Below are 12,075 nucleotides of genomic sequence, written 5' to 3'. Positions count from 1 at the left end.
TGGGTTCGAAAAAAGATGTTTATAATTTTTCAGGTTGGTAACGAAAGGCAGCACCAAACGTTCGAAGTAAAACTAGAAAATCCAGCCAAACAGACCAATTCTCGGCATAAAACAGGATAGCCTGCTGATGCTCAGCCCAGGTCATATTGGAACTTTTTGCAATGGCCCACAGTCCAGTAATTCCTGGTTTGACCAGAAGATTTCCTCCACCTAACCGATCAAAGGCTTCCATCTCAGAAACCAATGGTGGGCGCGGCCCGATCAAAGACATATCACCGCGCAACACATTGAGAAACTGCGGCAGTTCATCAATCGAATATTTGCGCAGCACCGCACCAATGGGAGTAATCCGGGGGTCGTTCTTCATTTTAAATAAAGTGCCATCGGCGCTAGGTCCATCCGTCAAGGATGCTGCTGATCGGTTTTTTGAGTCCAAGTGCATTGTACGGAATTTGTACATGTAAAAAATCTCGCCATGGACTCCCACCCGGGTCTGCGCATAGAGAATAGGTCCACCATCATGAGCCTTGATGAGAATGCCAACCACCAAGAGCACTGGTGCGAGCAAAATCAAAGACCACACGGAAGAACTTATATCCACAATACGCTTAGTGACCAACGCGAGCTTCGAAAGAGCAGGAAGTCCTTCCAGCAGCAACCGTGATCTGGTTATGTCATCTGCGGTAAGTCCGAAAAGTATTCCAAATTTGCTTCTTGGAAGTACCGCACCTTCCGCTGCCCGCCACCGCTTTTGTTCCGCCTTCACGTATTCCGCGTGGCGTCGCTCATCCTGAGCCTTTACTTGCGGTCCATCGTTCGACTGCGCCGACTCCCCAGTCGATGCTTCTCCTGAAAATTGACGTTCAAGATATTCAAGGTATTCATGCTCTTGAGATATTGGCATTTTCACGCCTTAACTTTGAGTTGCGATCATGATGGCCACTACTGCTGTCCCAACAGCCTGCCCCCAAAAAACAACTTCTGTTCGACTAAGAACTTTACTATTCGCCTCAATCACTAGAAGTTTTGCATCTAGCAATTTTTGATCTGAGTCATTCCCACCATTCCAACCAGTCAATGCAACAGCCGATGGTCCGGGTGATATTCGGCACATTGTCAAAACAACGACTCCTGCGACCACAGTAGCCCCGACAGTCAGCGCCAAATGGCCCTCCGAGAGGTTGCCGCCCACCTTTGGCACAAGACCAATTAGCAGAGTACAAACTGCTATTAAAATGCCAGCCCGAGTAGCGAGGGCATCCGAGTGCGTACGTTGTTGCTGGAGCTGTCGATCGGTCTCTGCCTGCAACTGGTCACTTGCCATGCTTGTCGCTCAGCTCGTTAGGAATGTACATCTGAAAATCATAGTTTGAGGTTGTTGATCCACATGGGATTGATCCCCCACATTGCGCAAGCGCGGCTGCTTGCTCATGCGGGGCATAGCGATTGGGGGCCTGGTCATGTGGGCAGGCGCTAGAGGCTGTGGCCACCATCGCGGCGGATGCTGTCGGCAGCCCGACGAGTGGCAGCAGCATGATCTTCTTGGCGGTTGGACCTCTGCTCCGTGCGGTTTGCAGCCTTGAAGCGTTTGATGACCTCGGCCTGGCTGCGTTCCAGGTCGGTCTTGTTCTGCTTCCTGGCGGCGTCGTTCTGGGCGTTCTCGGACACGGTGGGCTCCTTCTTCTGGGGGGCCGGCGCATCGGGGGATGACGTGCCGGGAGCCGGGGAAGCGGGTTGGGTCTGCGCCCGGTGCCGGGCCACTGCGCGGGCGATCAACTCCTCCGTGGTCTGCACGCGCCGGGGTTCCTCGGCTACTGGGGCCGTGGCAGCTTCGGTGACTGCGGCCTCCCGCACCTGGGGGTCAGGAAGCGGATCGGCGGCCTGGGCGCGGGTGGCGCGCAGTGCTTCCACGGCCTCCTGAGCCGGGGCCGGGGTGGTGCGCACCCGCTCGGCCACGTGCGCCTCATCGACGGCCTGCCGGATTTGCTCCGGGGTCTGCGGGGCGGCGGTCGTGAGCGCGGAGTGCTTGTGCAGCGCGGTGGCCCGAGCCACCAGCGCAGCCGCCGCCGGGTCCTGCTGGTGGGCCTGGGGGATCAGCGTGGCCTCGTGGGCGGGGACGTTGTAGCGGTTCCGGTATGCCTCGACCTCGGCGGCGACCTGGTGCCATTCGGCCGCCTTGGTCGGCTTGGCCGGCACCGGCCCCAGGGCCGCGGTCCACTCCGGTCGGGTCTCGGCCAGCTCGGCACCGCGCACCATGATGCGCTCCTCCATGCGAGTGCGCAGCCGCTCCAGCTGCTGGCGGTACTGCACCGGCACCTGCCGGTCGGTGATCAGTGGGGTGGGGGCCAGGTCCTCGCTCACCCGGCGCCCGTCCGCCCCCGGGGCCGGTGCCGGGGTCTTGGCGACCACCGCGCGCACCTGCTGCTCGGCGGCGATCGCCCCCCCGATCGACACTGCCGTGTCGGTGCGGGTGCGCTCACCGCGGGCGATCTGCTCCACCGCCGCCTGCTCCGGGGACAGCCCGGCGCGGCGCTCCTGCTCGGCGCCCATCGTGCGAGCCACCCAGTCCAGGTGCACCGAGGTGGTGGACTCCCACAGATCCGGGGGCAGGGCCAGGTTCTCGGCCTCGGCACTGGCCTTCGCCTCAGCCAACTGGGCTGAGGGCACGAGCACGTAGGGGTGGGAGGCCCACTGTGGATCCTCGACCGTGGGCTGTGCCTGGGCGGCCGTGGTGCGCTCAGCCAGTCGCTCCAGGTGCTCGTCCGTGAGGTTGCCCAGGGGCCGGCCGTCGGTGTTGTCGAGGATCCGCTGGGCGGCCTCGATCTGGTGCTCCAGCCGCCAGGCCAGCACCGCGGCCGGGTCCTCCGCCCCACCAAAGCCGCGCTGGTTCACCGCCCGCGACAATAGTTCGGCCGGGTCCATGCCGGCCTCTTGGGCAGCGTGCAAGTGGGTGGCCACCGCGCCCCACGCCTCGGCGCTGGTGAAGTCCGCTGCCTTGTCCGCGCCCATGACGTCCACGGCCATCGTGCGGGTCTTGGCTGTCCAGGCAGCGTCAGCAGTCTCGCGGTAGACCTCACCCAGCGTGGCGATGTCGCCGTTGCGCATGGCCTCGGCGGCCACGGTTTCGTGGGCGGAGAGGTTCCGGTCGTAGGCGCTGGCGATGGTCTCCAGCACCTCGTCCCGGCTTTGACCCTCGGCCAGGGCGACGTAGAGCTGGTTGGTGTCCCGGCCGCGGGTGGCGGCCACGTAGGCGGCGGCCCGGTCGGTGGCGTCGTCCACGATGGCGTGGGCGGTGTCCACGGTTGCGCCCTGGGCGCGGTGCACCGTTGCCGCGTAACCCAGCTGGCCGTGCTGGGCCAGGTAGTCGGCGTCCAGGGTGATCTTGCCGCCGTGGCCGGTGTGGCGCAGCGTCGCGGTGTCGGCCCCGACCTTCTCCACGGTCCACACGTCGTTGTTCTTCACGAAGTCGCGGCCGCCGTTGAGCTGCAAGGTCCGGTCGTTGCGCCGGGTCACCACCACGTCCCCGGCATGGGCCGTCAGACCGTCGCGCAGCACCACAGACTCCCCGGATGCATCGAGCTGCCCGGTGGCGATCCGGGCCGCCTGAGCCCGGGCGTTCAGCTCGGTCACGGTGGCGTTGTCGGTGGCGATCAGCAGGGACCGCTTGCCCGCTTGCGCGTCGGTGATCCAAGCCCGCAGCGCGGTGTCGGTCATCGCTTCGGCGTTCCCGGCGACCACCCGGCGGTTCTCCAGATACCAGGCCCACGGGGTGTCCGCCCCGGCCGCCGGGGGCTCGCGCAGCGCAAGGGATGCGGCCGCTTCCCCTTCGGTCTGGAAGCGGTGGACGGCTTCCAGGCGAGTTGCCCCGACCTCGTTGTCGAGCAGGCGCAGCGCCCCGCCGGAGCCGATCGCCCCGAGCTGGCGGTCATCCCCGATGGCGCGCACCACGGCCCCGTGCCGGGCCGCCACGGCCACGAGCTCGGCCAGCTTCGGGGTGGTCACCATGCCCACCTCGTCCAGGATCACCACGTCCCCGCCGTGCAGCTGCGCGGCCCCAGTGCGCCCAGTGCGGTGGGCGATCAGGAAGGCGTCGATGGTCGTTGCCTGCGCTCCGATGTCGTGCGCCATGATGGCGGCGGCGGCCGCGGTCGGGGCCAGGCCGGTGACGTTGCCGCCGGTAGCGCGCACCGCATCAGCGGTCAGGGAGAGGCTGGTGGTCTTGCCGGCACCGGCCGGGCCGATGCCCAGACTGAGCAGCTTCTCGTCCGTGGCGAAGGCACGGGCCAGGGCCACCTGCCCCTCGCTGAGCGGGCCGGTGTGGTCGGCCAGCACCTCGTCAAAGGTCTGGGTGGACACGGCTGGGATGACGGTTCGCTGGGCAGCGGCGAGCACCTGGTGCTCGGTCTCCAGGACCTCCCGGGAGGTGAACACCTGGGCGTCGGAGCGGACGAACTGGCTGGTGCCATCGGCGCGGGTGAACTCCGCCAGGTGCGGCACATCAGCGGTCGGTGTGACCGACAGGCTGTGCGTGCTGGTGGCCTCGCGTACCACCTCGGCCACCAGCTCATCGGGCACGGTGCGCCCGATGAGGGTCTCTTTCAGGTGCCGGCGGGTCTGGGCGTGGACGTGGTTCACGCTCCACGTGGCCCGCTTCTGAGACAGCTCATGCACCACCAGCCGGGCGTGCTCACTGACGTCGATCTGGGTAGTGTCCGGGCCGGTCGGCATCCCGGTGGCGGCCGCCCGCACGTGAGCTAACAGGTCCTCTCCGACCGGCATCTGCACCTGCTGCCCGTACTCGTCTCTCCACTGCTCGACCAGCTCGGACAGGCGCCGAGCGGACTTCTTCGCCGGCCGCGAGTGGAGGGTGGCTTGCTGGGCCAGGGCGATCTTTTGCTTGGCGTTGGGGGCATAGCCGTGGCGGTCGGTGAACTCTGCGTGCAACCGATCCAGGGTCCCAGCGATGTCGGTCCGGCGGGAGGAAGCGTGGTGGATCGCGTCCAGATCCACCCCGGCGATCTCATAGATCGGCTCATCCCCACCCGCCACACGGGGCACCGCGGCGACCCCGAGTGTGACGCAGACTTTTTCCATGACCTTGGCGTTGTAGGTCTCCGAGGCGGCCACCCCCATCCGGTACAAGGTGCGCCCGTCCAGTGAGGACCACTTCCCGTCGGCGCCTTTGACCTTGTTGGCGATCACCACGTGATCGTGCAGATGCGGATCCCCCGCCCGGGAGTCGTAGTGGCGGAACTGGGTGGCCACCAACCCACCCTCGACATCGATCTGGCGCACACCGTTGCGACCACGCCGGGTGTAGGTGGCCTCGGACTCGAGGAAGGAGATGGTCTCCGCAATGGCCTCGGAGTGTGCGTTCTCCACGGCCTTACGGGCCTCGTCTCCGCCCAGGGCCCAGAGCAAGGAGACGGACTTGGCGGGGGAGAACACCAGGTCGTACCCGGCCACGGTCTGCTGCTTCGGGGTGGTCTGGGAGGTGATGAACCGGCCCAGCTCCTCCTTGTTCCGCACGTCGCGCCCGTGTGTTTCCCGGAACAGCTGGCCACCGATGCGACCGCGAATGGCTTGGCGTTCCTCGCGAGTTGGGGCCGCCCCGGTGGTGCGTTCGTGTCGGGCGATCTCCTCCTCCAGGCGCCGGGTCAGCTCCGTGTTGGCGGCGTTGTAACGGCGGTACTTCTGCCCCAAGGCCACCTCAACCGCGCTGCCGCTGGCGGCCAGGATGCGGTCGGCCTCGGGGTGGATGCCCTCCCCGAACAAGGCCGCCATCTGCGCCTCACTCACCTCCCCGGACACCCCCAACAGCGCCTGGGAGTGGGCTACCCACTGCCCCGGAGGCATGCCCGCCACGGTGTAGTAGTCACCCAGTTCCCGGTCGCCGGAGCGGAGTTCGTCGGCCGATGCCACCTCGGAGGTGTAGTAGGTATAACCGTCCCCCGCGCTGAGCTTGTGGACGGTCATCACACCCCTGATTTGAACATGTTCAACCTTGTTTATCAATGATGCAAGAGGTGTGACGTCTCTGATAGGGCGGGAAGGGCCGGTGCGAGCTTGCGAGTCATCGGGTCGGAGCGACCCAGAGTGTCCGTCACGGATGTGACGCGGTGGTGCCCACGAGACCTGGGAAGGGTGGGCAGGTGATGCCACTGCGCGGACGAGGAACGAGGACAGGCAAAGCAGCATCAGCTGTCCACGCTGACAGGTCGATTGGGTGGCACCGCCCCGCGGTTGTCCATGCGTGGTTTTCGGGTGGACAACCGCGCCGAGGTTTCGCGGGTGGCTGTGGGTCCGGTGAAGGGACCGGAGGCTTTATCCCGGAGCCGGTCCACAGCCACCGACGAAAGCTCACAGCACTGTCGCGCCGCCCCGCGGCGCGACCGCATCCGCGGGCTGGTCCTCGGCGGTGGGGGAGTGGTGCTTGAATACGTGTGAACATGTTCATTTGTTGGAAGGGGTGGCATGGCACCGCGGAAGAGTGCGACCAAGACCGAAGCACGAGAGCGGGCCCGTCGAGCAGCTGCCGAGTCGATGGCCCGAGAGCAGCGCTTGTTGGCATGGGGTGAGGAATTCTTCCTCGCCCAGGGCGAGGCCGAACAGATCATGGAGAGCGCCGAGCAGCGCATCACGGAGATCCGTGCCAAGGCCGAGCAGGAGTCAGCTCGAGCCAGCGCTTCACAGGCGCGCGTGGTCGCTGCCATGAAGGAGGAACGGATCGGACTCACCGAGATCGCTCAACGGCTGGAGCTTTCAGTCAGTGAGGTCCGCGCCCTCCTCAAGGGTTCCCTTGTTCCCAGGTCATCTGATGCCATCGACGATTCCACTGGCATCGACGTGACTGATGAATCCGATCAGACGGCGCAACAAGCATCGGTGGGTGTGTGACTCCGGTGCGCTGGCACCCTTTTACCTCGCGTAGGGCTCCCTCCTGATTCAAGATCGCTTCGTTGAAGCCGTGCGCTTGATTCGAGAGCGCACACAGCTCCGTCCTCTCGTGGCCGCTCGTGCGGTAGGCCACCGCCAACAGTGACGCGGCACTGGGGCCGGCCCGAACCGGGTGTGGGTCGGAGCGGAACGCGCTAGAAGAGGGTGGGGTGGTCGGGATCGATGCCGTGCACGAGCTCGCGCACCAGGTCCTCGTCCCAGCCGTGGGACTTGAGTTCCTCGCGCAGCTGCCGGGATCGGGCGGAGCGCTCGGTCCTCGACAGCCGGCGCCACCGGGCGGCAGTGGTCGAAGGCATCCGGCCCTTCATCGCCCGGTCGGCCATGTTGTCCGAGCGGGTGCCCAGCAGCAGGTGCGTGGAGGGCTCCAGGGCGGCGTGCACACACAGCGGGACGTCGCACCAGTGCAGCGCGGTGAGGCCTTCGATCGCGGCCAGCCCGCCGTGCACGGTGGCCAGGGAGAAGCGGTGGGCGGCGACGGCTCGTTGACCGCCTACGGTGTTGATCCAGAAGCGGCCGTAGCCGTCATCGCTGATCGCCCCGAGCCACAGCCAGCACGAGTCGGCGTGCGGGCCTTTGAGGACGTGGGAGTAGAAGCGCTCAACGTCCGAGGAACGCACGGCGGGCCTCCGCTTTGTGGACGAGCACCAGCAACAGTGCCGTGATCAAGGCGCCGACTCCGATCGCCGTCCAGGTGAAGTCGTTGGCGCCGGCCACAGCCCAGACCATGAACAAGTACGGGGTGATGGACACGGTCCCGGCCAGGCGGTGACGCAATCCGGAGGGCATCGGGATGATGCGCAAGAACCAGTGCGCCAGACCATGACCGATCCGGTAGTACAGGCGAACCCACCACAGCAGATACGGGATCAAGATGCGCGGCATCAACTCTCCCTCTCGCCGGCCGTGGGCGGCACCTCGCCACGGGACGGGAGCTGCTCCAGATGGTGCATTGGGGTCCTTACCTGGACGGGACTGAAGCTTGGTCTACCTTGGCACGCTGGCGGGGCCCCCGGGGCCCATGCCGGCCATGAGCCCACTGCCTCGGGGACCCCAGCGCCCTGGGGTTGTCAGCGCTCTTGGAATTGTGGGCCGGTGGTGCTCGTCGAATAGTGGGCCACGTGGTTGTGGTTAGTTTGTCTGCTCGGTGATGGCAACGCTACGGAGCGTGCCGGTATCGGCTCGGTGTCGGTGTGGGCGAAAAGGGGGCGTGCTGACCGGGCCAAACTCTATCGACCACAGCAAACCAGGGTCGAAGTACCATCTGCTGAACGACCGCACGGCCTGCCCCTGTGCGTGCTCGCGTCGGCGGCGAACGTCCATGACAGCTGGCTCTTCGAACCCCTGCTGGAGACAAACCCCGGGGTGCGCGGCCGCCGCGGACGCCCGGGCTGGCCACAGCGCCGCCCGGAGAAGCTACACGCGGACAGTAAGACTGTACCGAGGCGGCCCTGCTTCCGTTGTTGCTGCCTGCCGTCACCCTCATCAACCTCCGCCGCCTGCACCCAGCAACCGAATTATGAAACCAGATGTAAGACCTGGTGTAACGCGTGCACCAGCGGTGCCACCGATCGGGTGACCGGACACGGTGGCCTGGTAACGCGGCGGTAACGCGGGTGGGCCGAGACTAGGTCAACGGACCCACGGTGGCTCAGAACGGCGCCTGAGAAAGTGGCTCATAGTTCTTAATGGGCGTCCTCCCGGTGACGCGGCCGCCACAGCACTCAGGCAACTGCTGCCACATCCAGGAGAAACTCCAATGACCACATACTACGACGACAGGGTCCAAGGCCACATCACCCGGGACACCGATGGCAACGTCACCCACGTCCGATACAGCCAGGAACTACGGGCGAGCGAGGAGAGCGCTCCTCTCGAAGCGGCGAGCGTCTATCTCAGGGAGCTAGCCGGGTTGATGGGCCTGGACCGTCGCCATTTGGAGACTCTGAACGCTCCGGTGCAGTCACTTGTACCGCGGGACCAGGGTGAGGAGTTCCGCCTCGAGGATGAGAAGGCGCTATTTGACGCCACCACGGTCAGCTTCGTGCAGACTTTTTTCGACGTGCCGGTGTTCCGCCGAGGCGTCGCCGTCAAGGTCAAGCAAGGGCCTAGCCGGATCGTCGGCGCGACGGCCAACACGGAATCGGAACTCCACGGGCGGCTACCAGACCCGGATCGCACCCAGTTCTACCAGCGGCTCTTTCGGGGCGGCGCGAAATTTTTCGACAGAGCCGCGCACTTCGAGGAAACGGAGATCCCTACTGAGGTGGCTGCGGCGTCTGCGGAGGTTCAGCGGTTATTGGGACTCCGCGAACGCGACCCCAAAACGTACGACGCCAGGACCACCGGCCTGATTAACGGCCGGTTCGTGGCCTACCGATTCCACCCCGAGCTGCGATTCGCCGGTCGGTCCGAGCTCCGCCCGGACAGCACACCTGTCCCCGTCGACGAGGAACCATCAGGGGTGGAAGGCAACCCTCCGTTCCCGGACATCCCTCCTGTCAACGAGTCGATCGAACGAGGGCGTACTTATCTGTGTGCTGAGATGATAGTGCGCCATGAGCTCCCCGAATTTGGCGAGCTCATTTGGCTACTTCTTGTGGAAGTGGACACCGGTTCCGTGCTCTACATCGAATGCCAGACGTGCTTTATCAACGGCATGGTCTTCCGTGTCGACCCCAACGTCGGTAGCGGCGACTTGACGGTCACCGCCGATGATGGCGACGCGGTCCTGCAGAACCACGACTCGAGCGAAGTGCTGCACAATCTCAACCCGCCCGTGTCGGGAAGCCAGAGTCTTCGGGGTACCTACGTGGTGGTGCAGAATGTCGAGGATCCGAATATCGCCGCGCCCACGCGCCCCTCCGGCTCAAACTTCGACTACGCGCCGAGAACTAACGAATTTGCGGCGGTTAACGCCTATTACCATCAGACGCAACTATTCCGTAGAATCGCCAATCTGGGCTTCCCCATCACGACTTACTTCAACGGCACGTCCTTCCCCACGCCAGTGGACCACCGCGGCCTGGGCGGCGCGAACCAGATTAACGCCCACTGGTCCCCCAACGGAACTGGCGGAACAGGCCACCAGTGCTATGGCTTGGGCGACCTCACCAACATCGCGCAGCCCCTGGGGCGGGCAGTCGACCCGTGGGTGCACTGGCACGAAATGGGTGGTCACGGCAGCCTGGGCGACCACGTGGGCAGGGGGACGTTCGGTTTCGCCCACAGCGCCGGGGATGGTCTCGCCGCCTTGCAGATGGATCCCAGCTCCGCGCTACGGGCCACGGCGGACCGTTTCCGTTACGCTCCGTTCCGGCCCTCAATTTCGCGGCGCTTCGACCGAACGTGGCTCTGGGGCGGACCTCAGGACGATCAAGGGTACGGCAGCGAGCAGATCCTGGCGACTTGTCATTTTGCGATCTACCGGTCGATCGGGGGTGACCACCCGGACCTGGGCCGCCGTAGCTTCGCTTCGCGAGTCGCGACGTACCTAATCCTTCGTGCCATCGGCCAACTGACGCCTGGGACCAACCCAGACAACTGGGATCCTGTCGCCCTGATCAACGTCCCGGGACGCGGTGCTCAGCTGTGGTGCGAGGAACTCCAAGAAGCAGACCTGGAGGATTGGGTGACCGAAGGCCTGTCCGGAGCTGCCTACAATAAGGTAATCCGCTGGGCCTTCGAAAGGCAGGGTTCATACGGTGGTCAGCCCCCGGAGATCGATGTGTACATCGACGACGGGCGCGCCGGCGAATACCAGTTCCAGCCAGTCCACTGGGCTAATCAATCGATGTGGAACCGCAACGCTCCGGATGGGCTGCCAGGCCACCAGAACGCGGTCTCCAGCGCGACAAACTACTTTTACGTGGCGGTCAAGAACCGTGGCACGTTTACCTCAGGCACCGTGAATGTGCGGGGATACCATTGTCTGCCTGGGGCGGGCCTGACCTGGCCCGGCGACTTCACGGCCATGTCACCGGCCACAGGACTCAGCACTCCTGGCATCGCAGGCAACAGCGCCGAAGAGGTCATCCTGGGTCCATTCGAGTGGGTGCCCAACGAGAATGTGTACGGCCACGACTGTGTGCTCATGATCGCCACCACAGACGGAGACCCCAGCAATATCACCCACTTTACGGGGGCAGAGTCCATTCAGGAGTGGCGGCTTGTGCCCAACGACAACAACGTGGGACAGCGCAATGTCAGCGTCGTGCCCGGGGGGGGCGGCGCTGAGGCGCTGTTCTCCGCGATGGCCGATGCCGTCTTCGTCGCCGGGAACAACCTGACTCGCCCCGCCCAGATGACCCTGCACACGACCACGCCCAAGGTTCTCGCCGACAAGGGATGGTCGCTGGACGTCGGGGACGCAGCGGGCGGGTTCCGGTTAGCACCGGGCATCAAACGGACGCTAAGGCTGCGCTTAGTACCCGGCGCGTCGTTCACCGCTGACGAGCTCCGCTCCGAGGGCGTGCAGGCCATCGATGTTCGCCTGAAAGCTGACGGAATGGAAATCGGTGGCGTCCGATACACCATCGACCCCAATCTCGACCACCGTTCGGGAGGTGCCCCTGACAGCAGACCCGACTGAACGGACGCGGCCCGTGGTCTGCTCGACCGCCTCGACTTGGGCGGAGGGCAGGTGTCGCAGGGCAGGGCCAGGAAGGTGAACTTGGAGATCGGATTCGGGCAAGGCCGCTGCTGACCGGGCGAGGACTACGGCCGGTGACCGGAAAGCACTCATCCGCCCCGGGTTTCGCCGAAGATGTTGTTGACTTTCAGGGTGCCCACGGGCAGCTTGGTCACGGCGTGCTGGGCATGGGCGGTCCGCCCGATAAGCACGGTCGTGGTCAGGCCATCTTGGAATGGCCGAGCGGCCTACTACCGCCGCTTTGGGGGAATCATCGGCGCTGATGTTGGCAAGCCCTCGGGGCTGTCGCACCGATAGGTGACGGGGTTTATGCCGCGAGGGTCACGGTGAGCTTCACATGGTCTCGTACTAAGACCTTGTCTCATAACTCCGTTGCCTGGCACAGTCGGCGGAGGTTGATGAGCGTGATGGCGAGCAGGAGCAACGGGAGCAACGTGGCCTCGGTGCGGTCGTAGCGCAGCCCGAGGCGC

The 12,075-nt window shown here is 64.9% G+C and carries 6 protein-coding genes; 2 read left to right on the top strand and 4 right to left on the bottom strand.

The window, feature by feature from the left end:
• Nucleotides 1-19 precede the first annotated feature (19 nt).
• Both ACP7CD_RS16675 and mobF read right to left on the bottom strand, forming a co-directional pair.
• Nucleotides 20-904, bottom strand: a complete 885-nt coding sequence (locus ACP7CD_RS16675; protein ID WP_426120765.1) for a sugar transferase — start codon at nucleotides 902-904, stop codon at nucleotides 20-22.
• Between the two features lie 569 nt (nucleotides 905-1,473).
• Nucleotides 1,474-5,976 carry a MobF family relaxase gene (gene mobF / locus ACP7CD_RS16670; protein WP_426120662.1) on the bottom strand — a complete coding sequence of 1,501 codons (4,503 nt, stop codon included), beginning with the start codon at nucleotides 5,974-5,976 and terminating at the stop codon, nucleotides 1,474-1,476.
• 498 nt (nucleotides 5,977-6,474) lie between these two features.
• On the opposite strand from mobF, the gene ACP7CD_RS16665 reads away from it, so the two are divergent.
• Nucleotides 6,475-6,897 carry a hypothetical protein gene (locus tag ACP7CD_RS16665; RefSeq protein ID WP_426120661.1) on the top strand — a complete coding sequence of 141 codons (423 nt, stop codon included), beginning with the start codon at nucleotides 6,475-6,477 and terminating at the stop codon, nucleotides 6,895-6,897.
• Nucleotides 6,898-7,091: 194 nt separating this feature from the next.
• Here the strand turns inward: ACP7CD_RS16665 and ACP7CD_RS16660 are convergent, their stop codons facing one another.
• Nucleotides 7,092-7,574: a hypothetical protein gene (locus tag ACP7CD_RS16660; protein ID WP_426120660.1), complete on the bottom strand. Its 483-nt coding sequence runs from the start codon at nucleotides 7,572-7,574 to the stop codon at nucleotides 7,092-7,094.
• Entirely contained in the window at nucleotides 7,555-7,839 is a 285-nt protein-coding gene (locus ACP7CD_RS16655) for a hypothetical protein (protein WP_426120659.1), read from the bottom strand. The genes ACP7CD_RS16660 and ACP7CD_RS16655 overlap by 20 nt, the downstream gene beginning before the upstream one ends.
• Before the next feature lie 874 nt (nucleotides 7,840-8,713).
• Between ACP7CD_RS16655 and ACP7CD_RS16650 the strand changes: the two genes are divergently transcribed.
• Entirely contained in the window at nucleotides 8,714-11,545 is a 2,832-nt protein-coding gene (locus ACP7CD_RS16650) for a hypothetical protein (protein WP_426120658.1), read from the top strand.
• The last annotated feature ends 530 nt before the right edge of the window (nucleotides 11,546-12,075 follow it).

It is taken from the genome of Kocuria sp. LHG3120, from assembly GCF_049897445.1.
Taxonomy (GTDB): Bacteria; Actinomycetota; Actinomycetes; order Actinomycetales; family Micrococcaceae; genus Kocuria; species Kocuria rosea.
Note: the sequence above shows the minus strand (reverse complement) of the source record. Positions and strands in the feature narration are given on the sequence as shown.